This is a genomic window from Cryptocyanus atlanticus LEGE 06306, assembly GCF_056633155.1.
Genome location: NZ_JBSJOZ010000003.1, coordinates 96,658 through 121,246, shown reverse-complemented (window position 1 = coordinate 121,246; position 24,589 = coordinate 96,658). Strand labels below are relative to the sequence as shown.

Genomic DNA, 24,589 nt, shown 5'->3' with positions numbered 1-24,589 from the left:
GTCGACATGCGTATCGCCATTGCCGGAGATCTGCACGGGCAATGGGATTCGCTGGATGTGGGGCTGCTGCGCCGGCTGGCCCCTGATGTGGTGCTGGTGGTGGGGGATCTCAGCGACGGTCAGGAACGGATCGCCGCCAGCCTGGCCAGCCTCGACCATCCCCTCGCCTGCATCCTCGGCAACCACGACACGGGCAAGGACCCCAGTGGCCGACGCCTGCAGCGCCAGATCGATCTGCTCGGGGAGCGGCACTGCGGCTGGGCCCTGCGCAACCTCGATCCCCCCGGTTTGGCGGTGGTGGGAGGCCGCCCAGGCAGCGCTGGCGGCGGCTATCATCTCTCCAGGCCGGTACAGGCCCTCTGGGGGCCGGTCGAGCCGGCTGAATCGGTGCGGCGCATCGTGGCGGCGGCCCTGGCCGCCGACCCGGCTCTGCCCCTAGTGATGCTGGCCCACTGCGGTCCGAGCGGCCTGGGCAGTGAGGCCCACGATCCCTGCGGCCGTGATTGGAAACCCCCCGCCTGCGACTGGGGTGACCAGGATCTGGCCCAGGCCATCGAGTCGATCCGCCCCCATCGCCCGCTCCCCCTGGTGGTGTTCGGGCACATGCACCACGCCCTGCGCCGGGGCCGGGGGGAGCGGCGCAGCTTCCTGATCGACCGCCGCGGCACCGCCTACCTCAATGCCGCCTGCGTGCCCCGCCACGGTACGGATGCCCTGGGGCGGCCGCTGCGGCACCTGGCCTGGGCCGAGCTGGAGCAGGGGGAACTCCGCCTGGCCAGCCACCGCTGGTACCACCCCGATGGTCGGCTTCTCTACGAGCAGATGCTGTTCGAACGCTCGTCGCTGGCGGCGAGCCTGGCCGTGCCGTGCTGATCTACGCCTGCGTCAGCGGCCACGGCTATGGCCATGGCTCCCGGTCGGCCGCGATCCTGCTGGCCCTGGCTGCCCGCCGACCCCACTGGCGCCTCGTGCTCTCCACCTCCCTGCCGACCGCCTTCCTGACCGGCGCCTTCGGGACGGTGCCCTTCGAGCACCGTCCCTGCACCTGGGATGTGGGGGTGGTGCAGGCCGACGCCCTCGGCGTCGACCTGGCCGGCACCCTGGAGGCCCTGGACCGGCTCGAGGCCCGCCTTCCGGCCCAGATCGAGGCGGAGGCCGCCTGGCTGCGGGCCCAGCCGGGGCTCAAGTTGCTGCTCGGCGATGTGCCCCCGGCGGCCGCCCGGCTCGCCGCCCGGCTGGAGGTGCCCCTGGTCTGGATCGGCAACTTCGGCTGGGACACGATCTATGCCCCGATGGGAGGGGCCTTCGCTGGCTGGGCGGAACGCTGCCGAGCGCTCTATGCCCTCGGAAGCGGCCTGATCCGTTGCCCATTCGCCCTGCCGATGGACTGGGGCCTCGAATCGACTGAGGTGGGGCTCACGGTGGCCCCGGCCCGCCTTGATCCCGACCAGCTCCGCCGGCAGCTGGCGTTGCCGGCGGAGCGAAGCCGCTGCGTGCTGGTGAGCTTCGGCGGACTGGGCCTGCGGCTGGGCCCCGAACCGTTCCGGCGCTGGCCGGACCATGTCTTCATTGGCACCGAGCCTGGCGCCGCTGCGGCGAAGAACGTGCGGTTGCTGCCGTCGGGGGTGCGCCCCCTGGAGCTGATGTCCCTGGTGGAGCGCCAGATCACCAAGCCCGGCTACAGCAGTTTCTGCGAAGCTCTCTCCGGCGGCGTGGGTCTCCACGTGGTGCACCGCCGCGGCTTCGCCGAGGCGCCGGCGCTGGAGCAGGGCCTGCGCCGCCACGGCGCCCACCGGCTGCTCAGCGAAGTCCAGGCCCGCAGCGGAGACTGGGATCTCGACAAGCCGCTCCACCCACCGGCGGCTGAGCCCCTGGCGAACGACGGGGCGGATCGGGCGGCGGAATGGCTGATCGCCAGATCCGCTTCGAGGGGTTGAAGTCAACACCTTTGAAACGGCCGGGAGCACTGCGGCGCAGGCGATCTGGTGTCCACGGCTACGAAAGGACCGATTTCAATCAGCAGATCTGATCATCCTGAGGCTGATTGATTTCAGATCAGAAATCCCAGTGCAGAACAGTGATGTGAACTCAACAGGTGCTCAGGATAACGTGTGGACACTTGTTCGACTGGCACTAATACGACCCAGGCCCCAACATGATTTGACACATTAACGCCCATCCGAACGCGGCAAGATTCTTACCCACGTTTCTTTGTGACCGTTCAGTTCAGATCAGCCTCCAGTTTTTGCCCACTTGATTCTGCTTCGTTGATGCAGCCTGGTTGATCTTGTTTTCCTGATCTTCGGATTGTTTCAACGTTGGCGGCAGTTGATTCATGGCTCTCGCCCCCCAGGCGATCGATCTACGGCTGTCTCTCCATGGGCTTTCCCCATGGTTCCTGTCCCTTACCCCACTCCCCGCTTGTCCACCCTCGCTTCCCTCACCCGTCGCCTGTGTCTGCCCGCCCTGGCCATCGGCCTGACGGCTCCAGCCCATGCCATGAGCTGGGAGCAGATCCGGTTGCCCGGCGCCTCCTCCCACAGCCCAGACCAGGGTCGGACCCAGCCGCACTCCCTGGCCATCGCGATGCCCGAGGATCTTCCGAGGGGGGCACGCCAGTTCGCGATCACGCCTGAGCGTCGGGCCATGCTCAACACCATCCGTTTTGCGGAGGGCACCTGGGCCAATGGCGAGGACCGCGGCTACTGGATCATGTTTGGCGGCGGTTTGATGCCCAGCCTCGACCGGCATCCCGACCGTGTCGTGCGCACCGCCCGATACGCCAGCGCCGCCGCCGGGGCTTACCAGTTCATGCCGTTCACTTGGTCGATGGCCAGCCGGGCCCTGGGACTTCAGGGGTTCGGACCCCTGGTGCAGGACCAGGCCGCCATCTTCCTGATCCAGCGGCGCGGGGCCCTGCCCCTGGTCGATGGCGGGCTGATGACCCCCAAGCTGGCCGCCAAGCTGGCCCCCGAATGGGCCTCGTTCCCCACCCTCTCCGGCCGTAGCTTCTATGGCCAGCCGGTCAAGCGCTTCACGGAACTGCGCGCGTTCTATGACGCCAATCTCACCACCCTGAGGGCCCTCCAGGGTGTTCGCACCGAACTGGCCCGGGCGGAACCGCCCGTGATCCAGGCCTGCACGTCGGGGAGCCTCGCCTGCGCCCTCGAGGGGATCGGCCAGGACGAGTGACCTGCTGCGATCAGCCCGGTTCGCTGCCCGCAGGATTCCCCATCGTTTTCTGGGCCACCAGGTAGGCCCCCACGGCGGAACCCAGAAAACCGAGCACGTTGCGCAACACGGGCAGTGGATCGGAGGTGCGGGTGAACACCGGTCCGAGACCGAACACCACAAACAGCATCACCCAGAGGGGGGAGAGCAGCAGAACCCAGCTCCAGGCTACCCGGTCCTCCGCCTTGCGCGGAAAGGCGGCCACCCCCACGATCACCCCTCCGAGCACCGAGGTGCACAGGGTGAGAAGCCACTGTTCCCGGGGCAGGCCCGGCACCACCTGGCAGCCCCCCCGTTCCAGGCAGGTCTCCACGGCGCTGAGGGCATCGACGATCGCGCCGTCCTCGCCGTGGTCGCGGACGTAGAACTGGTTGCCGAAGCGGGTCTGCAACTCCACCCAGAAGGTGCGGGGCATCAGGGCGAAGAGGGCATCGCCGACGTTGAAGTTGAGCAGGTTGCCGCCACGGGGATCGGCCACCAGCAGCAGGCTCCGCTCATCGAGCCCCCAGAACTCCTTCACCGCCAGCCCGGGGGTTCGCTCGTACTGGGTGAGCACGCGCAGCTTCCAGCCGCTGCTCGCCTCGAAGGCCTCCAGGTGCGTCTCCAGGCTGACGCGCTGTCCGTCGGTGAGGGCCCGGGCCAGATCGATCACCGGGGTGGGATGGTCGGGCAGCAGCTCGGGGTTGTCGGCCGCCATGGCCACTCCCCCGCCGCTTGCTCCGCCCAGGGGAGTCAGCAGCAGCAGCAGGGCGGCCAGCAGGCCGATCAGGCCGATCAGGCCGGGGAGGGCAGCGGACGGGTGCGATCTGGCGGCGAGGCCCATGCGGCTGCTTCAGGGACAATCCATTCTCTCCGAATGTCCCGATGGTCGTGTCCCCATCCGACTGGCTGCAGCAGCGCCTCCGCCACGCCGGGGGGCAGGTGCCCTTCCGCACGTACATGGAGTGGGCGCTGCATGACCCGGACCACGGTGCCTACGGCAGTGGGCGCCTGCGTCTCGGTCCCCACGGGGACTTCGCCACGGCCCCTTCGCTCGGGGATGGGTTCGCCGAGCTGCTGGCCCCCCAGATCGCCCAGTGGCTGCAGCAGCTGGATCAGGATGGCGGACCGGATCGTTCCGCCGAGGGACGCCGACCGCTGGCGCTGGTGGAGACCGGCCCCGGCGAGGGGGATCTGGCGGCCCAGCTCGCCGCCGCCCTCGCCACCGGCTGGCCCGCCCTGGCGGCCCGCACGGACCTGGTGCTGGTGGAGCCCAACGCCGGCATGGCCCGGCGCCAGCGCCGCCGGCTGGCCGGCTCCCCCCTGCCGGTGCGCTGGTGCTCCTTCCGGCAGCTGGCCTCGGCCCCGCTGCGCGCTGTGGTCCTGGCCCATGAGGTGCTCGATGCCCTGGCGGTGGAGCGGATCGTCTCCGCTGGGGATCACTGGCGACGCCAGATGGTGACCCTGGCCGGTGCCGCTGGCGGCCTGTCCCTGGAGCCCGGTGAGCGCCTGGAGCCTGAGCTGGCGCAGACCCTCGAGCCCCTCGGACTGGCGACCCCCGGGCCCCGGCGCCCGGCCGGCTGGTGCACGGAGCTCCATCCGGGGGTCTCCCCCTGGCTGGCGGCCTGCGCCGCCGCGCTCGAGGCCGGCCGCCTGCTGGTGATCGACTACGCCCTGGAGGCCTGGCGGTATTACGCCCCGCAGCGCCACAGTGGAACCCTGATGGCCTATCGGGGCCAGCGGGCCAGTGCCGATCCCCTGCTGGAGCCCGGACACTGGGACCTCACCGCTCACCTGTGCATCGACAGCCTGCGGACGGCGGCCGCAGCGGCGGGCTGGACGCCCCTGGGCGAGCGCCGCCAGGGGGAGGCCCTGCTGGCCCTGGGGCTGGCGGAGCGGCTGCATGGCCTGCAGCAAGGGGCGGTCCCGGCCGATCTGGCCAGCCTGCTGGCGCGCCGGGAGGCCCTGCTGCGGCTGGTGGACCCCGCCGCCCTCGGCGATTTCCGCTGGCTGGCCTTCGCCCGGGTCGGCGCGGCCGCTTCCGGCTCCCCCGTCTCCTCCCCCGACGCAGCGACCCGGTCCCTGTTCCTGCGGGACCCCGCCGGGCCCACCGGCGCTGTCGCCCCCACCGGCCCATCCGCCCCGGGATCATCGGACGCCATGGCCGCTGCGGCCCCAGTCGAGCCAATGGGCGTAACCGGCACAGTCAGCCCCCCACCTCTGCCCTAGGACGACCTGGGTCCCGGCGGTTGGCTGGCCGTAACGATGGCACCGGAGCGCTTCTTTCTCGAACTGCCTCCCCCGGCCGGCCTTGGCGGTGATCTCCCCCACGTGGTGGTGGTGGGAGGCGGGTTCGCCGGGGTGCGGATCTGCCAGGCCCTGGCCCGCCAGCCGGTGCGGGTCACCCTGATCGACAAGCGCAATTTCAATCTGTTCCAGCCGCTCCTGTATCAGGTGGCCTCGGGGCTGGTCTCGGCGGCTGATGTGGCCTCGCCGCTGCGCCAACTGGTGGGGCAGGCCCCCAACGTGCAGGTGCTGCTCGGGGAGGTCACGGATCTGGATCCGCAGAGCCGGGTGCTGGTGTTCAATGATCAGCGTTTCGGCTACGACCAGCTGGTACTGGCCAGCGGCTCCGGCAGCGCCTACTTCGGCCATGAGGAATGGCGGCCCCTGGCGCCCCCGATGAAGATCATCGAACACGCCCAGGAGATCCGCCGGCGGCTGTTGACGGCCCTGGAGGAGGCCGAGCAGACCACCGATCCCCTTCGCCGCCGGTTCCTGCAGACGGTGGTGGTGGTTGGGGCGGGACCGGCCGGCTGTGAGCTGGCCGGTTCCCTGATCGAACTGATGCACGCGGCCGTGCGCCGCGATTTCAAGCAACTGGAGCTCGAGCGGTGCCGGGTGGTGCTGGTGGATGCGGTCGATCGGGTTCTGCCGGCCATGCATCCGAGCCTCTCGGTGGCGGCGGCGGATTACCTGGGCCGCAACGGGGTCGAGGTGCTGCTGAACACCATGGTGGATTCGATCGCTCCGGGTCGGGTGCGCCTCCGGGGGGGCGACACCTCTGGCGCCTGCCTGGAGGCTGCCACCATCTGCTGGACGGCGGGGGTGCGGGCCTCCCGGCTGGGGCGGCTGCTGGCCGAGCGCTGCGGCTGCGATCTGGACCGGGGTGGCCGGGTTCAGGTGGAACCCGATTTCACGGTGCCGGGTCATCCGGAGCTCCGGGTGGTGGGGGATCTCTGTTGTTACCCCCACACCGCCAGCGGTGCGCCGCTGCCGGGCATGGCCGGTCCGGCGGTGCAGATGGGGGCCTGGGTCGCGCGGGACATCGTCAACCGCATCCAGGGCCGCCGCAGCGACCCGTTCCGCTGGCTCGACCTGGGCAGCATGGCGGTGATCGGGCCGCTCTACGCCGTGGCCGACCTGCGGGGGCTGCGGGTCTCCGGGCTGACCGGCTGGCTGGTCTGGGGACTGGCCCATCTGGCCTTCATCCCCGCCACCGAGAACCGCCTCACCCTGCTCACCCGCTGGCTCTGGCAGATCGCCACCCGCCAGCGCTCGGCCCTGCTGATCACCGGCCGACCCAACCAGCACATCGGTGTTGACGTGGGTCTGGCCAGGGCCCCCGCGCCGGCCACCCTTCCCCTCACCGATCCGGTCGCCTGAGCGGCCCCACCGGCCCCCGTAGGGTTCCCGCCATGGTCCAGGGCATTCTTGATGTCGATCTGCTCGCCTTCGAGCGGGGCGATGGCGCCCGGCGCCGGGCCGTGGTCGATGGGGTGCGCCGCAGCCTGGCCACCGGCTTCGTTTACACCAGCAGCGACCTGCCGGTGGATCTGCTCGACACGGCCTACGGCATGCTCTCCGCCTTCTTCGCCCTCGATCCGGCCCGCAAGCAGGCCTTCTCCGCCCCCGGCTCCTGCGGGCAGACGGGCTACACCGGCCCGCTGGTGGAAACCGCCGCCGGCAGCCCCCTGGCCGACTGGAAGGAGATGCTGAACTGGTCGTCGCCGATTCCGGTGGGCCACCCGCTGCGCCGCCGCCATCCCTTGCTCTATCCGGAGCCGCTGCTGCCGGAGGCCGTGGTCCCGGGCATCACGGGGGTGCTCGAGCGTTTTCACCGCGCCATCGAGGATCTGCAGCGCCGTTTCCTGCGGGTGATCGCGCTGGGTCTCGGCGCCGCCGAGAGCTTCTTCGAGGCGATGGTGCGGGAGGCTCCCACCCTCAGCCGGGCCATCCGCTATCCGCCGATGGCGACGGCTCCGGCCGTGGGCCACCTGTGGGCGGCCCCCCATGGCGACATCAACCTGATCACGGCCCTGCCCCGGGCCTCCGGGCCGGGGCTGCAGGTGGAGGTGGAGGGAGCGTGGGTCGAGGCCAGCCCGCCGGAAGGCCGGGTGATCCTCAACAGCGGCCTGATGCTGGAGCGGCTGAGCAACGGCCTGATTCCGGCCGGTCTTCACCGGGTGGTGGCCCCCGCCGGCCACTCCGACGACCGCCTCAGCGTGGTGCAGTTCTGCCACGCCCGACCCTCCACCGTGCTGGTGCCCCTGGCCAGCTGCTGCTCGGCCGCAACCCCCCAGCGATACGCGGGCATCCGTGCCGGTGAGGCGCTGGAGGAGGTGCTCTACGCCATCAACCTGCTTGACGGGTCAGGGCCTCCCCCTGGCGGTTGACGATCCGTGCCGGCAGCTGTCGCCGGTCGACTGGGCGCAGGGTGCGCAGATTGAGGGTGGTGTCGGTGGTGCGGCCGCTGCTCCAGGCCAGATCGAGCACGGTGAGGGTCTGGAAGGGGGCGGCCCCTCCCTGCAGCAGGGGGCGGGGACCACTGCCGGCGGCCCCGAGCTGGAACAGGTCCAGCTCTCCGAGCCGGGCGGGGTAATAGGCGTGCTGATGGCCGCTGATGTAGGCCTCCACGTCGTGGCGCTCCATCAGCTGGCGCAGGCGGCCGGCTCCGGCGAGCACGTTGCCGCCGCTGTCGCGCCCCCGGGCCACGGCCTGGAGGGGCAGGTGGCCGAGCACCAGTCGCCTCCGGGCGGAGCGGGCGGCGGGGGACGCCAGGCTGCGCTCGGCCCAGCGCAGCTGCTCCGCCGGCACCGTGGCGGATGAAGCGTCCCAGACCAGCAGGAACAGGCCGTCCTGCAGGACGGAATAGAAAAAGGGAAACCCGCTGGCGTCCACGAAGGACAGGCCCAGGGCGTCGCGGCGAGCGCGCCAGAACCGCGATGCCTGCTGCCGCTCCCGCGCGAACACGTAGCGTCCGCCGGAGCGGCTGGCCGAGGCGTCATGGTTGCCCATCGTGGGCGCGAAGGGCAGGCCCCGCTTCCGCAGGGGGGAGAGCACGCGGCGATCGAAGGCCGTCCACATGGCGCTGAGCTGGGCGTCGCTGAGGCTGAGCTTCTGGCCCGCCACCATGTCGCCGGCGCAGAGCACCAGATCGGGGTGGACCGTGGGGATCAGGGCGACGGCCCGGTCCACTTCGGGGATGTAGGTGGTGGAGCCGTAGCTGGCGTTCAGATCGCTGATCAGGGCCAGGCGCAGATCCCCCCGGGGGGGCAGCGTCGGAGTGGACCCGAACGCTCGGGCTCCCAGCGCCCCTGCCCCGAGGCCGGCGGCCCCGAGGGCGAGAAAGCGGCGGCGGGAGAGGGACGGGGGCATGGGCGGCGGGCTCAGCGCCCTTCGTTGACGCCACGGTTGATCACGCAGCCGGCGGTGGCGCCGATGGCGGCCCCGCCCAGCCGGTTGATCACACCACCGCTGGCCACGGCTCCTCCGATCAGGCCTCCGATCGCCACCCCGTTGGTGCAGCGGGCCCGGTTGGCTTCGGCCTGCCGGGCCTCCTCCTGGGTCTGGGCCCGGACGGGTGCCGCCAGGCTCAGGATGGCGAGGCCCAGGGAGGCCAGAGCGGGGATGGAGCCCCGGAGCAGGGAGCGGGCCATGGGTCTGGGGATGGATCGATGGGCCTGACCCTATCGAACCCGGCTAGATTGGCCAGCGCCCAGCTGTGACAGGGTGTGAGGCATCCAGGCGCCCCCTGCACCGAGGTCATGGCCCAGCCCCGTCATCGTTTCGAACCCGTCGAGCGTTTCGGCCAGAGCCTCACGACGCCACGGCCCTGGAACACCGCCGCCCTGGCCGGTGTGGAGCGCCTCAACGGTCGTGTGGCGATGCTGGGCTTCGTGGCCGCCATCGCCGGAGAGGTGATCACCGGGCGGGGGCCGGCCGGTCAGCTGGCCTTATGGCTCCTCTGGCCCGTCGGCTGATCCCTGAGGTCCTCCTCCCGGGGGGCTGTTGGTCCGGCTCGATTCAGAATCCTCCCCGTCCCCTCCGCTCCGCCCCATGGCTGACCCCCGCGATCCGGCCAGCGACCGCCAGCGCGACCTGCTTCGTGTCATCTGCTGCGTGGCCTGGGCCGACGGCCGGCTCTCGCAGGAGGAGAGCGACCTCCTGCAGCGGATCGTCCGGCAATACCTCAGCCCGGAGGATGCCGATGGCCAGGCCTCCCTGCAGGCGGAGACGGATCCGTTCCGGCGTGGTGCCCTGGATCTGGCCGAACTGGACGCGGTGATCCCCCGGCTGATCAGCGACGAGGATCGTCGCCTGGCGGTGAAGCTCGCCTACCTGATGGCCCGCATCGACCACGAGGAGGGCGCGGCCTCTCCGATCAGCGCGGAGGAGAAGCTGGCCTACCGCCGCCTGGTGGAGGGTGTGGGGCTCAGCGCCGACCAGGTGCAGGCCGCTGAATGGGCGGCCGAACGGGAGCTGGACGAGCGTCGGGGGGTCTGGGTCGTGCTCAGTTCGGTCTTCGGTGACCTCGGCGGCTGGCCCTCCCCGGAGCTGCTGGCTTCCCCGGCCATGCGCTGGCTCTAGGGGCTGGCCGGCCCTGCCGATTCAGGGCCTGGGACGGGGTGCCGGGGTCGGAAACAGGGCGCGGAAACCCGCCTGCCGCAGCTCGGCCGGTTCGGCGGTCTTCTGCCAGAGGCTCTCGAAGTAGAAGTAGGCCACTCCCAGTCCCCGCTGCCGGGCGGCCCGGGTCTGCGCTTCGATCATCGCCATCGGCACCGGCCGGGTTCGCTGGCCGGTCATCACCCCGATCGCGGTGGGGATCTTGGCGCCGGTCTCGGCCAGTTCCGGCCGTGTGAGCTGGGCCTCGAAGCTCTCGAGATCCGGTCGGTAGACCTGCACCAGCAGTTCATCGACCAGACCTCTCCGCACCCAGGTCAGCCAGTCCTGAAGCTGGAACTTGTAGGCGAAGTCGTAGTAGTTGGGGGAGACTGAGACGATCGTGTTCGGCTTCGCCGCACTGATCGTGCGGTGTAACTGGTCCATGAAGGCGGTGATCCGGTCGGCCCGCCACTTGAGCCAGCCCGGATCCTGGGGGTTGGCCGGTGGATCCCGCTTCATCTCCCTGCGATAGAGGTCCCGCGTGTAGGGGTCGTAGCCGAAGGTGCTCGGCAGGGTCATGTGGTCATCGAACTGGATGCCGTCGCCGTCGTAGCCGTTGACGATCTCCATCACCAGTTCGGTGATGAAGGCCTGCACCTCCGGGTGGAACGGGTTCAGCCACACCACCTCGCCGGCGGCACTGACCGAGGTCCTGCCGCCGTCCAGTTTCTGGGTCAGCCAGTCGGGATGGCGTGTCGCCAGCTCCGAGAAGGGGGGCGCCATGAAGCCGAATTCAAACCAGGGAAGCACCAGCATCCCGTTGGCATGGGCTTCGGCGATCAGTTCCTCAAGGATGTCCTGCTGCTGCAGGCCCCGGTATGTAAACGACTGAATCTGGCGCCGCTGGGTCACTTCACTGGGGTAATAGGCATACCCACCGTTCCACACCACCGGGTAGAGGGTGTTGAAGTTGGTGTCCTTGAGCCTGGCCACCGCGGCCTCCATCCTGGGGCGGTCGCGCACCGTGGCCATGTCGTTGCCCGTCAGCCAGACGCCGCGGATCTCGGCACGACCCGTCTGGGCCGTCGCCTGAGGAGCTGGAGCGGACAGGAGCGCCCACAGGATGCCCAGCAGCAGCACGACGGGAAGCAGGAACCGGGTTCGTCTGCGCACGCGCTGCTCCATCCGGCTGCGGGGACCCTAGCCAGGGTGTTCCGTTTCACTGGTCCCCCTAGATTGCGCTCGCCAGAGCCTGACCATGGCCTTCGCGACTGCCCGCTCCTACACCCTCCTCTCGGTGGGAGCTGCGCTGGTCACGATTCTGATCAAGGCGGTCGCCTGGCGCCTCACCGGTTCGGTGGGCCTGCTCTCCGACGCGCTGGAGTCGGGGGTGAATCTGGTGGCGGCCCTGGGGGCATTCTGGGCGCTGACGCTGGCCGCTAAGCCCGCCGACGAGGACCATCCCTTCGGCCACTTCAAGGCCGAATATTTCTCCAGCGGACTGGAGAGCGCCCTGATCCTGGTGGCCGCTCTGGGCATCCTGCACGCCTCCCTGCCGCGGCTGCTCCAGCCCCAGCCCCTGGAGCGGCTCGGCCTCGGGCTCACCCTCTCCCTGATCGCCACTGGGATCAACGCCGCGGTCGCCTGGCTGCTGCTGCGGGCGTCCCGCCGCTTTCACTCGATCACCCTGCGGACTGACGCCCACCACCTGCTCACCGATGTGTGGACCTCGATCGGCGTGGTGGTGGGCATTGCCCTGGTCAAGCTCACCGGCCTGCTCGTTCTCGATCCGCTCATCGCCATCGCCGTGGGGGTGAATATCCTCGTCACCGGCTGGCGACTGCTGGTCGACACCGCCTCCGGTCTGCTCGATCGATCGATCCCGGCCTCCGAGCGCGACCAGCTCGAAGCGCTGTTCGCCTCCCATGCGGGGGAGGGGATCGCCTTCCACGCCCTGCGCTCGCGGGTGGCGGGCTCCCGCCGCTTCATCTCCGTTCACGTCCTGGTGCCCGGGGCCTGGACGGTGCAGGTGGGCCATGACTTCTGCGAACGCCTGGAACGGGACGTGGTGACCCTGCTGCCCCGCAGCCACGTGTTCACCCACCTCGAGCCGATCGAGGACATCACCTCCTGGCAGGACCAGGGCTTCCGCTGGGACGAGCCCCCCTGATGGGTGTTTCCCGATACTCCTTACTGGTATGTGACTGGCTGTCAAGCTGGTGTCATACACCGATACATTGAGAGGGCGTTGCTTTCCGGCGATGGATCACCTTCAACCCGGCGCCTTCGTGGAGCTCGCGGGCAACCGCTCCGGCACCTACCAGCTGATCGGCATCGATGACCACACCGGCAGCGGCTGGGTCCGCCGCTGGCCCCTCTCCCGCCACGGCTCCCCCTCCTTCAGTGTGGCCCTCGACGATCTCAGCCCCGCCAGCCCCGCTCCGATCGGAGCCCCGCGCCCATGATCCCGATCCGCGCCCTGCTCACCACCCAGGTGCTCTGCCAGGCGGGGCGCCTGGCGCTGTGGAGTGGGGGTTCGGCCCTGCTGCTCGAAGCGCTGTGGCGCGCCCTCCTGGCGGGTCGCCCCTGAATCGGCCCCCGGTCGCCGTCCAATGGGGCTGTTCGGCGAACACCGCGCTCCTCGGGGCTGGACTTCCTAAGGTTGCCTCCACTTTCCCTTCTCCATGGGCTACCTGCTGAACGGCGCCTGGCAGGACGCCTGGTACGACACGAGTGCCAGTGGAGGGCGCTTCCAGCGCGATTCCGCCCGCTTCCGCCACTGGATCACCCCCGATGGATCCCCCGGGCCCAGTGGAGAGGGGGGGTTCGCCGCCGAGCCCGGCCGCTACCACCTGTATGTCTCCCTGGCCTGTCCCTGGGCCCATCGCACCCTGATCCTGCGCTCCCTCAAGGGCCTGGAGGAGGCCATCTCAGTGTCGGTGGTGCACTGGCTGATGCTGGAGCACGGCTGGAGCTTCGATCCGGGTCCCGGCGTGGTGCCCGATCCGGTGCTCAACGCCCGCTGGCTCCATCAGCTCTACACCCACGCCGATCCCGGCTGCACCGGCCGCGTCACGGTGCCGATCCTCTGGGACAAGCGGCGCTCCACGATCGTCAGCAACGAATCATCGGAGATCCTGCGCATGTTCAACACCGCCTTCGATGGGGTTGGCGCCGCCCCCGGCGACTACTACCCCGAGGAGCTGCGCGCCGAGATCGACGAACTCAACACCTGGATCTACGACACCATCAACAACGGCGTCTACAAGTGCGGCTTCGCCACCACCCAGGAGGCCTACGAGGAGGCCCTCACCCCCCTGTTTGCCAGCCTCGATGCCCTCGAGCAGCGTCTGGCCGGCCGGCCCTTTCTCACTGGTGAGCGCATCACCGAGGCGGACTGGCGCCTGTTCACCACCCTCGTGCGCTTCGATCCAGTCTACGTCGGCCACTTTAAGTGCAATCTGCGCCGCCTGGTCGACTATCCCCATCTCCAGGCCTACCTCAAGCGGCTGTACCGGCAGCCCGGCATCGCCGCCACCGTGGACATGGATCACATCAAGCGGCACTACTACCAGAGCCATCGCACGATCAACCCGTCCGGGGTGGTGCCGCTGGGGCCGCTGCTCGAGCTCAGCGTGGCGGCCGCGCACTGAGGGGCCGCGGCCGCCACGCTGGGGTCATGCCGATCATCTCCGCCGAGGCCCTCTCCAAGACATTCCGGGTGGCGGACAAGCAGCCCGGGTTGTTGGGCACCCTGCGCCACTTCGTCGCCCGCCGCAGCCGGGAGGTGCCGGCGGTGTCCCAGGTGTCGTTCCAGATCGAGCCCGGCGAGGTGGTGGGTTTTCTGGGACCGAACGGCGCCGGAAAGACCACCACCCTCAAGATGCTCAGCGGCCTGATCCACCCCAGTGGCGGACAGGTGCGGGTGGCGGGCCATGAGCCCGCCCTGCGCCAGGCGGCCTTCCTGCGGCGCATCACCCTGGTGATGGGTCAGAAGCAGCAGCTGATCTGGGATCTGCCCCCCCTGGATTCGCTGCGGGTCAACGCCGCCGTCTACGGCCTCGCCGATGGCGAGGCCCGGCGCCGCATCGCCGAACTGGCCGAGATGCTGGAGCTGGGCGAGGAGCTCACCAGGCCGGTGCGCAAGCTCTCGTTGGGGCAGCGCATGAAGGCCGAGCTGCTGGCGGCCCTGCTGCATCGGCCCTCGGTGCTGTTTCTTGATGAACCCACCCTCGGTCTCGACGTGAACGCCCAGGTGCGGGTGCGGGACTTCCTGGCTGACTACAACCGCCGCACCGGTGCCACCGTGCTCCTGACCAGTCACTACATGGGCGACATCACCGCCCTCTGCCCGCGGGTGCTGCTGATCCACCAGGGGAGCCTCTTCTACGATGGCAGCCTCGAGGGGCTGGGGGAACGGCTGGCCCCCTATCGCGAAGTGCGGCTGGAGCTGCGCCAGGTGTTCCCGCGGGAGGCGTTCAGGCCCTACGGCACGATCGAATCGCTCCAGGGGCACCAGGTGCGATTGCTGGTGCCGCGCGCGCAGGTCACCGGCACTGTCGGACGGATGCTGGCCGAGTTGCCGGTGCTCGATCTGCAGGTGAACGATCCGCCGATCGAGCAGATCATCGGCGAGCTCTTTCGCCAGGCGGACCATCCCGGTCCGCGCAGGCCGGATCCTCCCGTGGCGGAACTCTGCGCTCCATGAGAGTCAGGCCCCGGCTTCCCCTGCTCCACGCCCGGCGCGTGGCGGCGGCGCTGTTCAGCAGCCAGTACGCCCTGATGCTGGAGTACCGGGCCGAGATCGCGCTCTGGGCCCTCTCCGGGGTGCTGCCGCTGATCATGCTCGGCGTCTGGAGCGGCTCGGAGGCCGCCGTCGCCCTCGGGCTCAGTCCGGGCCAGCTCGGCCGCTATTTCCTCGCCGCCTTCGTGGTGCGTCAGTTCACGATCGTCTGGCTCATTCACGCCTTCGAGGAGGACACCCTGCAGGGCCGCTTCTCCCCCTACCTGCTGCAGCCGTTGCAGCCCTTCTGGCGTTACCTGGCCGCCCACCTGGCCGAGCAGACCACCCGCCTGCCGTTCGTGGTGGTGCTCGTGCTGCCGGCGCTGCTGCTGCTGCCCGCTCCCCCCGTCCCTGCCACGGCCACGGGTCTGCTGCTCGCCGTGCTCGCCACTCACCTGGCCTTCCTGGTCCGATTCCTGCTCCAGGCCGTGATCACGATGGTCTGTTTCTGGAGCGAGCGGGCGGCCGCCCTCGAGCGCCTGCTGCTGATTCCCTACCTCTTCCTCTCCGGTCTGGTGGCCCCCCTGGAGGCCTTCCCCGAGGGGGTGCGCGCCTTCGCTCTGCACACCCCCTTCCCGTACATGGTCTGGTTCCCGGCCCAGCTGGCCGCCGGCGCTACCCTTGACGTGGCCGGCGGCTTCCTCGCCCTGGCCCTCTGGGGGCTACTGCTGGTGCCGCCGCTGCTGCTGCTGTGGCGCCTTGGCCTGCGCCGCTATTCGGCCATGGGGGCCTGATGCGCCGCTACTGGATCACCCTGCGGCGTTTCTGGGGGGCTTCGCTGGCCGCCGAGCTGGAGTATCCCGCCAACGCCTGGATCGAGGCGCTCTCGGCCCTGGGCAATCTGGCCGGCAGCCTGTTCGTGCTCTCCCTCTTCTTCTCCGGCGGCCGCAGCCTGGGCGGCTGGAGCTGGGAGGCCGCCCTGGTTGTGCTCGGCTTCTACACCCTGCTCGATGGCGTCACCAGCACCCTGCTCCAGCCGAACCTGAGCACGATCGTGACCCATGTGCGGAGCGGCAGCCTCGATTTCGTGTTGCTCAAACCGATCGACAGCCAGTTCTGGCTCTCGGCCCGCACCGTGTCCCCCTGGGGGCTGCCGGGGGTGGTCGCCGGGTTCGCCCTGATCGCCGTGGCCGCGTTCCGCGCCGGCGCCAGCCCAGGGCCCGCCGGCCTGCTGGCGGTCGCCCTGTTGCTCCTGTCCAGCGTCCTGATCCTCTACAGCTTCTGGTTCGTGCTGGCGGCCACCAGCATCTGGTTCGTCAAGGTCTGGAATGCCACCGAGGTGCTGCGCAGCGCCCTGGTGGCCGGCCGCTACCCGGTCAGTGCCTATCCCGCCGGCCTGCGACTGGTGCTCACCTTCGTGCTGCCCGTGGCCTTTCTCACCACCGTGCCGGCCCAGGCGGTACTGGGCCGGGCCTCACCCGGCTGGCAGCTGGCCTCCCTGGCGGTGGCGCTGCTCTGCCTGCTGGTGAGCCGCCGGTTCTGGCGGTTCGCCCTCCGCTTCTACACCTCCGCCTCCAGTTGAACCCAGGGTCGCGCCCGATAAGGTCCCTCCAGGAGCGTTCCATCGCCATCCCGATGCGCCAGCCCATGCCGCGATCCCTGCTGCTCGCCCTGGCCGCCGCCGGTCTGCTGGGGCTGGGTCTGGCGTTCCGTTCCACGCCGCCCTCCGCCGCGAGCGCCGACCGGGCTGAACCACCCCCGCCGCCGGCGGCCCGCTCCGATGCCCCCGAGCCACCCCCCCCGCGGCTTCCCACCGATCCCGCCCTGCCCCTGGCCGCCGACGGTCGCCACTATCCCCTGGTTCCCGGGGATCCAGCGGCGCTGGCGGAACTGCTGATGGCGGTGGAGCAGTCCCTGCGCTCCACCGCCACCCCGCCGGGCCAGCTGCCGGCCCTGGGCCATCAACAGCAGGTGATCTACCGGGTGCTCTCCCGTCAGCCGGAGACCGCCACGGAGGTGCTTGCACGCCTGACGCCCCGCTGGCGCCTGGTGGCCGAACGCCATCTGGAGGCCCGCCGCGCCTTCCTCTCGATGCACCGCCGTGACAAGCCCGCCGGCACCCTGCCGGCCTGGCGGATCATCGAACCGGAGCCTCCGGAGAATCTCCTGAAGTACTACCGCCAGGCGGAGGCCGCCACCGGCATCGACTGGGAGGTGCTGGCGGCGGTGAACCTGGTGGAAACCGGGATGGGTCGCATTGACGGCGTTTCGGTGGCGGATGCCCGCGGCCCCATGCAGTTCCTGCCCACTACCTGGGCCCAGGCGGGGGTCGGCAAGGGCGACATCACCGATCCCCACGACGCCATCCAGGCCGCCGGCCGCTACCTGGTGCGGCGGGGTGGCCTGAAGGACATCCGCCGGGGTCTCTGGGGATACAACAACAGTGAGGCCTATGGCCGCGCCGTTCTCGCCTACGCCGCCCTTCTGAAGGACGACCCCCGGGCCTACACCGGTCTGTACCACTGGGAGATTCACTTCGCCTCGGCGGCGGGGGACCTCTGGTTGCCGGTGGGCTACGCCCAGCTCCGACCGATCACGGTGAACGCCTATCTCGAGCGCTTCCCCGCCAGCGCTCCACCCCGGTCCTGAGCCATCGTCGGAGCGATCCTCCCGGCCCCGTTCCGGGTCACCATTGCCGACCGCCGTGCCGATCCCGGCTGAACTGCCCCAGCGCTTCGGCGAGCATCTCGTGCTGGTGGTCTCGGCCCTTGCCGCCGCCCTGGTGATCAGCCTGCCGCTGGGGGTGTGGATCCATGACCGGCCGCGCTGGGCGGGCCCGGTGCTCGCCCTTGCCAGCGTGGTGCAGACCATTCCCAGCCTGGCGATCTTCGGGCTGCTGATCACCGTGCCCCTGATCGGCGGCCTCGGAACCACCCCTGCCCTGGTGGCGCTCACGCTCTACGCCCTGTTGCCGCTGCTGCGGGCCGTGGTGACGGGGCTGCGGCAGGTTCCACCCGGCCTGGGTGAGGCGGGCCGTGCCCTCGGCCTTTCCCGCGGGCAGGTGCTGCGCCGCATCCAGATTCCCCTGGCCCTGCCGGTGCTGATCAGCGGTATGCGGGTGGCGGCCGTGATCACGGTGGGCGTGGCCACGATCGCCGCCGCGATCGGGGCCGGCGGTCTGGGGGTGTTCATCTTCCGGGGCATCGCCACGGTCAACAACCGACTGATCCTGGAGGGGGCCCTCCCCGCCGCCGCTCTGGCGTTGCTGGTGGACGGCGCCCTCGCCTGGCTGGAGCGCCGCCTGCTCCCGGGGCGGTCCGGCCGGGCGGGGGGCCGGCGCCGGCTGCGCCAGGGGATCGCCGTGGCCGGCCTGGGGCTGGCCGGACTGGGGGCCGTCCTGCTGATGCAGCTGCGTCCGGCCGCAGGCACGATCACGATCGGCTCGAAGGACTTCACCGAGCAGCTCATCCTCGGGGAGCTGCTGGCCCAGCAGATCGAGGCCCGCACCGGTCTCCCGGTGCGGCGGGAGTTCGGTCTCGGCGGCACCCAGATCGCCCAGCAGGCACTGCTGGCGGGACGGATCGATGGCTATGTGGAGTACACCGGTACCGCCTGGACCTCCGTGCTGAACCAGCCTCCCCTGCCGGGGGGCGATCCTGACGAGCTGCGGCAGCGGCTCAAGGAGCTCTATGCCCGCCGCTTCGCTCTGCGGGTGTTTCCCTCGCTGGGGTTCGAGAACACTTTCGCCGTGCTGGTGCGCGAGGCCGACGCCAAGCGCCTGGATCTGGAGCGGCTCTCCCAGCTGGCTCCGATCACCCCGACCTGGAGGGCCGGGTTCGGCTACGAGTTCCTCAACCGACCCGACGGGTTTCCCGGCCTGGCCCGTCTCTACGACCTGCGTTTCGCCGCCCCGCCCCTGGCGATGGACCTGGGCCTCACCTACCGGGCCCTAGCCGACGGCCAGGTGGATCTGATCGCCGGCGATTCCACCAACGGGCTGATTCCCACCCTCTCCCTGCGTGCCCTCGACGATGACCGCCACTACTTCCCTCCCTACCAGGCGGTGCCCGTCGTGGCTGAGGCGGCCCTGCGACGCCACCCGGAGCTGGCCGCCGCGATCGACGCGCTGGGCGGCCGTCTCAGCGCCGAGCGCATGCAACGGATGAACGCGGCGGTCGATCGCGGCGGTCGCCCGCCCGCCACCGTGGCCCGGGCCTTTCTGCTCGACTCCGGTCTGCTGTCCGCTCCCGCCGCCGGAACGCCACGCGGATCGCCACGGATCGCCCCTTGATCTGTACGGGCTGTGACGATCTGTTGGGTGATTGGGCGATTGGCCTGAAACTACGTCGTTGAAACCATTGCCGGGGGTCCCCCAGAGATCCTGGAGCGGTGATCCAATCGTTCGGCGTTCCCAGGCGCCCACCGCCATCCTCCGCAGTGCGCCCATGGGCCGTGCTTCGGATCCCCGGGAGGTTTCCTCCTCCCCTGTCCGCCGTTCCCCGTCGCCTCTTCCGCCATGACCCTGGTACAAGCTCCCTCCCTCGGCATTGACCGGTTCGCCGCCGACCGCAACAAGGAGAACTGGTCCTCCGCTTCGGCCCAGGACAGGGACAGCATCATCCGGGCGGTCTACCAGCAGGTGCTCGGCCAGCAGTATGTGATGGAGAATGAGCGGCTCTCCGGCGCCGAATCGCTCTTCCGCAACGGGGATCTCAACGTACGCGAGTTCGTGCGCTCCCTGGCCAAGAGTGGCCTTTACCGAGCGCGTTTCTTCGACAACTGCAATCCCTATCGCTTCATCGAACTCAACCATAAACATCTGCTCGGCCGTGCGCCCCACAACAAGGCCGAGATGCTGCACCACTTCACGATCCTCCAGGATCAGGGCTTCGATGCCGAGATCGATTCCTACCTCGACAGTGATGAGTACCAGGAGCGGTTCGGTCTCGACGTGGTGCCCTACCTGCACGGCTGGGATTATTCCCGCGGTCATCAGGGTCAGCAATTCTCCTGGCTGATGCAGCTGGCCCGCGGTGCGGCGGCCTCGGTGAAGGGGGATCCGGCCGGCACCAACTTCAAGCTGGGGCAGGCGCTCCACCGTGACCGGGCCGTCTCGGTGGCCATCACCCGCCCCCGTTTCAGCGGCGAGATGCTCTTCCGTGCCAGCCGCAGCGCCGGCGCCTACAGCGGCGATGCCGAGGTGCGCTCCGGTCGTCCTGACGCCTCCCCCTCCCAGAGCCATCGCCAGGAGGGTCTGCTGGTCTCTGCCGGCGTGCGGGGCACCTCGGCCGGGAGTGGCCGGATTGTCACCCTCACCGTCACAGGCCTGGCCTGCAACGACGTGGTGCGCAGCGGCAGCGTCGTGATGCGGGTGCCCTACACCCGCATGAACGAAGCGCTGCGGCGGGTCCAACGTCTCGGCGGACAGGTGGTGCAGGTGGCGGTCAGCTGAGGCATCCTGGGGGCCGCCGCGACGCCGCCCCTTGGAGATCAACCATCCCGGAGAGAAGGAACTCAGCCCCGAGGAGCAGGCGCTGGTGGACCAGTTCCGCCAACGCCTGCATGAACGGGTGGTCTCGGTGGGCCTCACCGTGGATGATGTGCGCCGCATCGTGGAGGGGCTTCGCCAGCATCCCTCCGCCAGCCGGGCGGCCCTCCAGGTGATCACCGAGGAGGCACGCCAGCGGGTGCCCGGTGGACGGCTGCTCACCTTTGACTGGGACTGAGCCGGTGACTGGGACTGAGCCGGGCGACATGGCGTCCGACTCCTTCGAGATCCTGGCCCGGATCGCCGGCCGCTTCGTGCTTGATGCGCCCGTCGCCTCCATCGCTCCCCTGGGCAACGGCAACGTCAACGACACCTACCGGGTGTGCCTGGAGGGGGACGCCAGCCCCGATGTGGTTCTGCAGCGGCTGAACACGCGTGTGTTTCCCCACCCGGAACTGGTGATGGAGAACATGCGGCGCTGCTGTGAGCATGTGAGGGCGAAGCTGCTTCAGGGCACTGGGCCGCTGGGAACCCGCCGCTGGGAGGTGCCCCGCGTCTACCGGACCCGGATCGGCGGTCATCCCTGGGTCGAGGCCGAGGGTGGGTTCTGGAGGGCCATCAGCTACATCGGTGCCTCCCGCTCCTTCGACACCATCCGCGACGGAAGCCAGGCCCGGGAGGTGGGCCTGGGGCTGGGGATGTTCCATGCCCTGATCAGCGACCTGCCCGTGGCGGATCTGGCCGACACCCTGGAGGGCTTTCACATCACCCCCACCTATCTCGAGGCCTTCGACCGTGCCCTGGAGCGTTCCGCCGGCGGCGGCGCCGTCACGGGCTCCCCGTTGCACGTCGGCCTTGAGGCGGTGCAGCGACGCCGGGCGCTGGTCCCGGTTCTCGAGCAGGCCAAGGCGAGCGGTCGGCTCTGCCTGCGGCCGATTCATGGGGATCCGAAGATCAACAACCTGCTGATGGACAGCCGCAGCGGCCGGGCGATCGCCCTGATCGATCTGGACACCGTCAAGCCCGGCCTGGTGCAGTACGACATCGGGGACTGTCTCCGCTCCGGCTGCAACGGCCTTGGGGAGGAGACCACCGACTGGCCCTCGGTGCGCTTTGATGCCGCCCTCTGCCGCGAGTTGCTCGAGGGTTACGTGTCGGTGGCCCGCTCCTTTCTCCGGGAGGCCGATTTCGATCACCTCTTCGATGCCATCCGGCTGATCCCCTTCGAACTGGGCCTGCGTTTCCTCACCGATCACCTCTGCGGCAACCCCTACTTCAAGACCAGCCGCCCCGACCACAACCTCACGCGGGCCCTGGTGCAGTTCCAGCTCACCGAGAGCATCGAGGCCCAGGAGGGGGACCTGCGTCGCCTCATCGACGGCCTGCGCCCCCCGGCCTCCTTGGGCGCCAGGGGGCACCGATGAGGGCGCAGTCCGTTGAGTTGCTCCCCTTCGACGCCCCGGCCCTCCCGGGCCTGAAGCTGGCCGTGCGCATCGCCCTCACCGGCGGGGCGCTGGATCTCCGCTACCGCCTGGAGGGTCCCTGGCGGCAAGGGCTGGTGCTGGCCCCGCCCGCCCCGCCCCGCCGCCGGGACGAGCTCTGGAGAAGCACCTGTTTCGAGGCCTTCCTGGCCTCCCTCTCCACCGAGCGCTACTGGGAGATCAACCTGGCTCCGTCGGGGGCGTGGAATGTCTATGCCCTGGCCGGCTACCGGCAGGCCCTGCGGGAAGACAGGGCCTATGGATCGCTGCCGTTCCGACTGGAGCGGCGGGGTGATGCCCTGGAGCTGGTGCTGCACTGCCCCCTGCCGGAGGCGCTGGCGGCGGAGCCCGGCCTGGCGGTGGGTCTGACCGCCGTGCTGGAGCACCGGACCGGCGCGATCAGCTACTGGGCGCTGGCCCACCCGGGATCCGCACCCGATTTCCATCGCCGGGAGAGTTTTCTGCTCCGCCTCTGAGGTGCTGCGAGACGTCCGAGTTCCGTGCCCGTCGATCGAGCGGCGCCCACCGATGGAGAAGCTCCAGGTGAACCACCACCCGGAGCCCCCGCCCGAAGGCGCCGGCATCGTGACATGCAGGCCCGTGGGAATCCTCGCATCGGCGCGCCGTGGGTCCGATCAGCCGACGGCGTCCTCCGCGTCGTCCCGGCCCCCAGGGCAGCCCGGGCCTGCCAGGGACCAGACCTCCACCGTGCCCCGGCGGGCAAATCCCATCCCCAGGTAGAGCGACACCGCCTCCGGCATCGCCTGCACCAGGCTGCGGCGCCCGCCCCGGGCCGCCGCGGCGGCCACGGCGGCCGCACTCACCGCCCGGGCCAGCCCGCGCCGGCGCCAGTCCGGGTGGGTGCCCACCCAGGTGAGTCCCCCGTGGCTCTCCCGAACCACCGCCGTGGCCACCGCCAGCACCGTGGTCCCCAGGACGGCGGCCCAGGTGATTGGCGCCGGCTCGTCGCTCCCGCCGCCCAGGCACGCCTCGGCGGCCATCGCCCCCATCTCGGCGGGCAGGGCGAAGCACCCACGCAGGCAGCTGATGTAACCGTCGCGCCAGCTGGGATCCAGGCGGATCAGCTGAGCTCCCGCCACGGCGCGCTCCACCCTCCGGCCGGGATCGCTCGTGGCGGCCAGGACACCGGCCGTCGGTGCCACCAGCAGGGCGGCGGGAGTGGCGGGTCGGAAGCCTTCCTCCACCAGCCGCCTCCCCAGCATCTGGGGTCGCTGGTCCGCCCAGACGTACCAGCAGCAGGGCCTGTTCCGCTGCCGGAACCGCGCGGCGAGCCTGGCGACCGTGTCCGGCGCGCTCCGGGGACCTGCGCTGAGCACGAAGTTGGCGAAGGGATGGGGAATCGGAGATTCGAACCAGCAGGCGCCCCCGCGCTCGTGCCAGTGTCCCCGCCCGCCCCCCCGGGCGAGGCGGGCGAAGCTCGCCACCATCAGCAGCCGGGAGAGGCGGGCCGTCTCCAGTTGCTCCCCGTCCAGGGAAGGGGTGGCATCCGGGGCATCGGGGACCATCGCGTCAACCTCCCGTGTCGTGCCCACCGGTTCCGTCGCCCCTGGCACCGGGCCTCCCGACCCTGCCGGTGCCTGCAATGGCCAGGCACCCGAGGGGACGGATCCGCCGCCCGGCCATCAGCCCAGCAGCTGGCGGATCCGTCCGGAGCTGATGTCCTCGCGGATCTCCACCCGCCCGATGCCGGTGGGCAGCACGAAGCGCACCCGGCCGCCCGTCACCTTCTTGTCACTCTGCAGGGTGCGCAGCACCCGTTCCGGATCGAGGGGGGGGAGCTCCAGAGGCAGACCGGCGCGGGCGATCACCTCCCGCTGGCGGCCCTGATCCTCCGCGCTCCAGAGTCCCATCGCCACGGCCAGCTCGCCGGCGGCCACCATGCCCATGGCCACCGCCTCGCCATGCAGCCAGGTGCCGTAGCCGCTCAGGGTTTCGACCGCGTGGCCCAGGGTGTGCCCGTAATTCAGGATCGCCCGGAGCCCGCCCTCCCGTTCATCGGCCGCCACCACCCTCGCCTTGGCGGCCACCGAGTGCTCCAGCAGCCGCTGCAGCAGCCCGGGCCCCAGGGCCCCCAGGCTCGAGAGGTCGGCCTGGCTCTCCAGATCGGCGAACAGGGCGGGATCGCCGATCACGCCGTACTTGATCACCTCGGCCATGCCGGCCCGGAACTCCCGCTCCGGCAGGGTGGCCAGGGCGAGGGGATCGATCAGCACCAGCGCGGGCTGGTGGAAGGCGCCGATCAGGTTCTTGCCGCCCGGATGGTTCACGCCGGTCTTGCCGCCGATGGCGGCGTCCACCATCGCCAGCAGGGTGGTCGGCACCTGGACCACCGCGACGCCCCTCAGCCAGGTGGCGGCGGCGAAGCCCGCCATGTCGCCCACCACGCCCCCCCCGAGGGCCACGATCAGGGAGCCCCGCTCCAGCTGGTGGCTGAAGGCTGCGTCATGGATGCGGGCCACGCTGGCCGGTGTCTTGTGCTCCTCCCCCGCCTCCAGCACCAGCAGGCTGGCGTCGAACCCTGCCGTCCCCAGGCTCTCGAGCGCCGTAGCGCCGTAATGGCGCTCCACCTCCGGATGGCTCACCACCAGGGTGCGGGTGCCGGCCGCGAAGCCGCGCCGCCGCAGGGCATCGCCGAGCCACCCCAGGCCGCCTGCCGCGATCAGAACGGGGTAGGGGTTCCGCTCCAGGGCCACCAGGATCGTGCGATCGCCATCGCTCGACGCCTCGGCGGCATCGCCCAGGAGCGTGGAGGTCATCGGCGCGTCGTTCCGTCAGGGTTTC

Annotated in this window: 27 protein-coding genes; 21 read left to right on the top strand and 6 right to left on the bottom strand. The window is 70.4% G+C overall.

Going from position 1 to position 24,589, the window contains the following annotated elements; all coding sequences use genetic code 11:
• The first annotated feature begins 6 nt into the window (after nucleotides 1–6).
• The 3 genes from ACWJI7_RS04865 to ACWJI7_RS04855 all read left to right on the top strand — a co-directional run bounded on the left by ACWJI7_RS04865 (nucleotide 7) and on the right by ACWJI7_RS04855 (nucleotide 3,192).
• Nucleotides 7–873, top strand: coding sequence for a TIGR04168 family protein (locus tag ACWJI7_RS04865; RefSeq protein ID WP_479935826.1), 867 nt, complete (start codon nucleotides 7–9; stop codon nucleotides 871–873).
• Nucleotides 867–1,937 (top strand): hypothetical protein, encoded by a 1,071-nt coding sequence (locus tag ACWJI7_RS04860; protein ID WP_479935825.1) that lies wholly within the window; start codon nucleotides 867–869, stop codon nucleotides 1,935–1,937. The genes ACWJI7_RS04865 and ACWJI7_RS04860 overlap by 7 nt, the downstream gene beginning before the upstream one ends.
• Nucleotides 1,938–2,421: 484 nt before the next feature.
• Nucleotides 2,422–3,192 (top strand): glycoside hydrolase family 104 protein, encoded by a 771-nt coding sequence (locus ACWJI7_RS04855; protein ID WP_479935824.1) that lies wholly within the window; start codon nucleotides 2,422–2,424, stop codon nucleotides 3,190–3,192.
• 10 nt (nucleotides 3,193–3,202) lie between these two features.
• Here the strand turns inward: ACWJI7_RS04855 and ACWJI7_RS04850 are convergent, their stop codons facing one another.
• The gene (locus tag ACWJI7_RS04850) at nucleotides 3,203–4,054 is read right to left on the bottom strand and encodes a TPM domain-containing protein (RefSeq protein WP_479935823.1); all 852 of its coding nucleotides are present in this window, start codon (nucleotides 4,052–4,054) and stop codon (nucleotides 3,203–3,205) included.
• 41 nt (nucleotides 4,055–4,095) lie between these two features.
• On the opposite strand from ACWJI7_RS04850, the gene ACWJI7_RS04845 reads away from it, so the two are divergent.
• From ACWJI7_RS04845 to ACWJI7_RS04835, 3 genes are read left to right on the top strand one after another with little or no spacing between them, the layout of a single operon-like run.
• Nucleotides 4,096–5,439 carry a class I SAM-dependent methyltransferase gene (locus tag ACWJI7_RS04845; RefSeq protein WP_479935822.1) on the top strand — a complete coding sequence of 448 codons (1,344 nt, stop codon included), beginning with the start codon at nucleotides 4,096–4,098 and terminating at the stop codon, nucleotides 5,437–5,439.
• 36 nt (nucleotides 5,440–5,475) lie between these two features.
• Complete coding sequence (locus tag ACWJI7_RS04840) at nucleotides 5,476–6,876, top strand: NAD(P)/FAD-dependent oxidoreductase (RefSeq protein WP_479935821.1); 1,401 nt, start codon at nucleotides 5,476–5,478, stop codon at nucleotides 6,874–6,876.
• Nucleotides 6,877–6,908: 32 nt separating this feature from the next.
• Nucleotides 6,909–7,886: an isopenicillin N synthase family dioxygenase gene (locus ACWJI7_RS04835; RefSeq protein ID WP_479935820.1), complete on the top strand. Its 978-nt coding sequence runs from the start codon at nucleotides 6,909–6,911 to the stop codon at nucleotides 7,884–7,886.
• Here the strand turns inward: ACWJI7_RS04835 and ACWJI7_RS04830 are convergent.
• The gene (locus ACWJI7_RS04830; RefSeq protein WP_479935819.1) at nucleotides 7,846–8,868 is read right to left on the bottom strand and encodes a metallophosphoesterase family protein; all 1,023 of its coding nucleotides are present in this window, start codon (nucleotides 8,866–8,868) and stop codon (nucleotides 7,846–7,848) included. The genes ACWJI7_RS04835 and ACWJI7_RS04830 overlap by 41 nt on opposite strands.
• 11 nt (nucleotides 8,869–8,879) lie before the next feature.
• Nucleotides 8,880–9,149: a hypothetical protein gene (locus tag ACWJI7_RS04825; RefSeq protein WP_479935818.1), complete on the bottom strand. Its 270-nt coding sequence runs from the start codon at nucleotides 9,147–9,149 to the stop codon at nucleotides 8,880–8,882.
• A gap of 108 nt (nucleotides 9,150–9,257) precedes the next feature.
• On the opposite strand from ACWJI7_RS04825, the gene ACWJI7_RS04820 reads away from it, so the two are divergent.
• Nucleotides 9,258–9,473, top strand: coding sequence for a high light inducible protein (locus ACWJI7_RS04820; protein ID WP_479935817.1), 216 nt, complete (start codon nucleotides 9,258–9,260; stop codon nucleotides 9,471–9,473).
• Nucleotides 9,474–9,549: 76 nt separating this feature from the next.
• Nucleotides 9,550–10,080 carry a tellurite resistance TerB family protein gene (locus tag ACWJI7_RS04815; protein ID WP_479935816.1) on the top strand — a complete coding sequence of 177 codons (531 nt, stop codon included), beginning with the start codon at nucleotides 9,550–9,552 and terminating at the stop codon, nucleotides 10,078–10,080.
• Between the two features lie 21 nt (nucleotides 10,081–10,101).
• Here the strand turns inward: ACWJI7_RS04815 and ACWJI7_RS04810 are convergent, their stop codons facing one another.
• A complete protein-coding gene (locus ACWJI7_RS04810; protein WP_479935815.1) occupies nucleotides 10,102–11,280 on the bottom strand; it encodes a glycoside hydrolase family 10-like protein in 1,179 nt (392 codons plus the stop codon).
• Between the two features lie 73 nt (nucleotides 11,281–11,353).
• Between ACWJI7_RS04810 and ACWJI7_RS04805 the strand changes: the two genes are divergently transcribed.
• From ACWJI7_RS04805 to ACWJI7_RS04745, 13 genes are all read left to right on the top strand, one after another.
• Nucleotides 11,354–12,265: a cation diffusion facilitator family transporter gene (locus ACWJI7_RS04805; protein WP_479935814.1), complete on the top strand. Its 912-nt coding sequence runs from the start codon at nucleotides 11,354–11,356 to the stop codon at nucleotides 12,263–12,265.
• 91 nt (nucleotides 12,266–12,356) lie between these two features.
• Complete coding sequence (locus tag ACWJI7_RS04800; RefSeq protein ID WP_479935813.1) at nucleotides 12,357–12,560, top strand: hypothetical protein; 204 nt, start codon at nucleotides 12,357–12,359, stop codon at nucleotides 12,558–12,560.
• Nucleotides 12,557–12,685: a hypothetical protein gene (locus ACWJI7_RS04795; RefSeq protein ID WP_479935812.1), complete on the top strand. Its 129-nt coding sequence runs from the start codon at nucleotides 12,557–12,559 to the stop codon at nucleotides 12,683–12,685. Before ACWJI7_RS04800 ends, ACWJI7_RS04795 begins: the two co-directional genes overlap by 4 nt.
• A gap of 94 nt (nucleotides 12,686–12,779) precedes the next feature.
• Complete coding sequence (locus tag ACWJI7_RS04790; protein ID WP_479935811.1) at nucleotides 12,780–13,748, top strand: glutathione S-transferase family protein; 969 nt, start codon at nucleotides 12,780–12,782, stop codon at nucleotides 13,746–13,748.
• A gap of 26 nt (nucleotides 13,749–13,774) precedes the next feature.
• Nucleotides 13,775–14,803: an ABC transporter ATP-binding protein gene (locus ACWJI7_RS04785; RefSeq protein WP_479935810.1), complete on the top strand. Its 1,029-nt coding sequence runs from the start codon at nucleotides 13,775–13,777 to the stop codon at nucleotides 14,801–14,803.
• Nucleotides 14,800–15,612 carry an ABC transporter permease gene (locus ACWJI7_RS04780; protein WP_479935809.1) on the top strand — a complete coding sequence of 271 codons (813 nt, stop codon included), beginning with the start codon at nucleotides 14,800–14,802 and terminating at the stop codon, nucleotides 15,610–15,612. Before ACWJI7_RS04785 ends, ACWJI7_RS04780 begins: the two co-directional genes overlap by 4 nt.
• The gene (locus ACWJI7_RS04775; protein WP_479935808.1) at nucleotides 15,612–16,400 is read left to right on the top strand and encodes an ABC transporter permease; all 789 of its coding nucleotides are present in this window, start codon (nucleotides 15,612–15,614) and stop codon (nucleotides 16,398–16,400) included. The genes ACWJI7_RS04780 and ACWJI7_RS04775 overlap by 1 nt, the downstream gene beginning before the upstream one ends.
• Before the next feature lie 65 nt (nucleotides 16,401–16,465).
• Nucleotides 16,466–17,467, top strand: a complete 1,002-nt coding sequence (locus ACWJI7_RS04770) for a lytic transglycosylase domain-containing protein (protein ID WP_479935807.1) — start codon at nucleotides 16,466–16,468, stop codon at nucleotides 17,465–17,467.
• Nucleotides 17,468–17,522: 55 nt separating this feature from the next.
• Nucleotides 17,523–19,109 (top strand): glycine betaine ABC transporter substrate-binding protein, encoded by a 1,587-nt coding sequence (locus ACWJI7_RS04765; RefSeq protein ID WP_479935806.1) that lies wholly within the window; start codon nucleotides 17,523–17,525, stop codon nucleotides 19,107–19,109.
• Nucleotides 19,110–19,334: 225 nt separating this feature from the next.
• On the top strand, nucleotides 19,335–20,270 hold the full coding sequence (locus ACWJI7_RS04760; RefSeq protein ID WP_479935805.1) for a phycobilisome rod-core linker polypeptide: 936 nt from the start codon (nucleotides 19,335–19,337) through the stop codon (nucleotides 20,268–20,270).
• A gap of 31 nt (nucleotides 20,271–20,301) precedes the next feature.
• Complete coding sequence (locus ACWJI7_RS04755) at nucleotides 20,302–20,544, top strand: hypothetical protein (RefSeq protein ID WP_479935804.1); 243 nt, start codon at nucleotides 20,302–20,304, stop codon at nucleotides 20,542–20,544.
• 28 nt (nucleotides 20,545–20,572) lie between these two features.
• Nucleotides 20,573–21,730, top strand: a complete 1,158-nt coding sequence (locus tag ACWJI7_RS04750; RefSeq protein WP_479935803.1) for a phosphotransferase enzyme family protein — start codon at nucleotides 20,573–20,575, stop codon at nucleotides 21,728–21,730.
• Complete coding sequence (locus ACWJI7_RS04745) at nucleotides 21,727–22,263, top strand: DOMON-like domain-containing protein (protein ID WP_479935802.1); 537 nt, start codon at nucleotides 21,727–21,729, stop codon at nucleotides 22,261–22,263. Before ACWJI7_RS04750 ends, ACWJI7_RS04745 begins: the two co-directional genes overlap by 4 nt.
• A gap of 159 nt (nucleotides 22,264–22,422) precedes the next feature.
• On the opposite strand, the gene ACWJI7_RS04740 is transcribed toward ACWJI7_RS04745, so the two are convergent.
• Nucleotides 22,423–23,313: a GNAT family N-acetyltransferase gene (locus ACWJI7_RS04740; protein WP_479935801.1), complete on the bottom strand. Its 891-nt coding sequence runs from the start codon at nucleotides 23,311–23,313 to the stop codon at nucleotides 22,423–22,425.
• A 117-nt stretch (nucleotides 23,314–23,430) separates the two neighbouring features.
• Complete coding sequence (gene aroB / locus ACWJI7_RS04735; protein WP_479935800.1) at nucleotides 23,431–24,564, bottom strand: 3-dehydroquinate synthase; 1,134 nt, start codon at nucleotides 24,562–24,564, stop codon at nucleotides 23,431–23,433.
• Nucleotides 24,565–24,589: the final 25 nt, after the last annotated feature.

What these genes read in the sequence shown, in the direction of transcription:
- ACWJI7_RS04865 (WP_479935826.1), top strand. Translation starts at nt 7, where the DNA reads ATGCGTATCGCCATTGCCGGAGATCTGCACGGGCAATGGGATTCGCTG.
- ACWJI7_RS04850 (WP_479935823.1), bottom strand. Translation starts at nt 4,054, where the DNA reads ATGGGCCTCGCCGCCAGATCGCACCCGTCCGCTGCCCTCCCCGGCCTG.
- ACWJI7_RS04845 (WP_479935822.1), top strand. Translation starts at nt 4,096, where the DNA reads ATGGTCGTGTCCCCATCCGACTGGCTGCAGCAGCGCCTCCGCCACGCC.
- ACWJI7_RS04840 (WP_479935821.1), top strand. Translation starts at nt 5,476, where the DNA reads ATGGCACCGGAGCGCTTCTTTCTCGAACTGCCTCCCCCGGCCGGCCTT.
- ACWJI7_RS04835 (WP_479935820.1), top strand. Translation starts at nt 6,909, where the DNA reads ATGGTCCAGGGCATTCTTGATGTCGATCTGCTCGCCTTCGAGCGGGGC.
- ACWJI7_RS04830 (WP_479935819.1), bottom strand. Translation starts at nt 8,868, where the DNA reads ATGCCCCCGTCCCTCTCCCGCCGCCGCTTTCTCGCCCTCGGGGCCGCC.
- ACWJI7_RS04825 (WP_479935818.1), bottom strand. Translation starts at nt 9,149, where the DNA reads ATGGCCCGCTCCCTGCTCCGGGGCTCCATCCCCGCTCTGGCCTCCCTG.
- ACWJI7_RS04820 (WP_479935817.1), top strand. Translation starts at nt 9,258, where the DNA reads ATGGCCCAGCCCCGTCATCGTTTCGAACCCGTCGAGCGTTTCGGCCAG.
- ACWJI7_RS04815 (WP_479935816.1), top strand. Translation starts at nt 9,550, where the DNA reads ATGGCTGACCCCCGCGATCCGGCCAGCGACCGCCAGCGCGACCTGCTT.
- ACWJI7_RS04810 (WP_479935815.1), bottom strand. Translation starts at nt 11,280, where the DNA reads ATGGAGCAGCGCGTGCGCAGACGAACCCGGTTCCTGCTTCCCGTCGTG.
- ACWJI7_RS04805 (WP_479935814.1), top strand. Translation starts at nt 11,354, where the DNA reads ATGGCCTTCGCGACTGCCCGCTCCTACACCCTCCTCTCGGTGGGAGCT.
- ACWJI7_RS04800 (WP_479935813.1), top strand. Translation starts at nt 12,357, where the DNA reads ATGGATCACCTTCAACCCGGCGCCTTCGTGGAGCTCGCGGGCAACCGC.
- ACWJI7_RS04795 (WP_479935812.1), top strand. Translation starts at nt 12,557, where the DNA reads ATGATCCCGATCCGCGCCCTGCTCACCACCCAGGTGCTCTGCCAGGCG.
- ACWJI7_RS04790 (WP_479935811.1), top strand. Translation starts at nt 12,780, where the DNA reads ATGGGCTACCTGCTGAACGGCGCCTGGCAGGACGCCTGGTACGACACG.
- ACWJI7_RS04785 (WP_479935810.1), top strand. Translation starts at nt 13,775, where the DNA reads ATGCCGATCATCTCCGCCGAGGCCCTCTCCAAGACATTCCGGGTGGCG.
- ACWJI7_RS04780 (WP_479935809.1), top strand. Translation starts at nt 14,800, where the DNA reads ATGAGAGTCAGGCCCCGGCTTCCCCTGCTCCACGCCCGGCGCGTGGCG.
- ACWJI7_RS04775 (WP_479935808.1), top strand. Translation starts at nt 15,612, where the DNA reads ATGCGCCGCTACTGGATCACCCTGCGGCGTTTCTGGGGGGCTTCGCTG.
- ACWJI7_RS04770 (WP_479935807.1), top strand. Translation starts at nt 16,466, where the DNA reads ATGCCGCGATCCCTGCTGCTCGCCCTGGCCGCCGCCGGTCTGCTGGGG.
- ACWJI7_RS04760 (WP_479935805.1), top strand. Translation starts at nt 19,335, where the DNA reads ATGACCCTGGTACAAGCTCCCTCCCTCGGCATTGACCGGTTCGCCGCC.
- ACWJI7_RS04750 (WP_479935803.1), top strand. Translation starts at nt 20,573, where the DNA reads ATGGCGTCCGACTCCTTCGAGATCCTGGCCCGGATCGCCGGCCGCTTC.
- ACWJI7_RS04745 (WP_479935802.1), top strand. Translation starts at nt 21,727, where the DNA reads ATGAGGGCGCAGTCCGTTGAGTTGCTCCCCTTCGACGCCCCGGCCCTC.
- ACWJI7_RS04740 (WP_479935801.1), bottom strand. Translation starts at nt 23,313, where the DNA reads ATGGTCCCCGATGCCCCGGATGCCACCCCTTCCCTGGACGGGGAGCAA.
- aroB (WP_479935800.1), bottom strand. Translation starts at nt 24,564, where the DNA reads ATGACCTCCACGCTCCTGGGCGATGCCGCCGAGGCGTCGAGCGATGGC.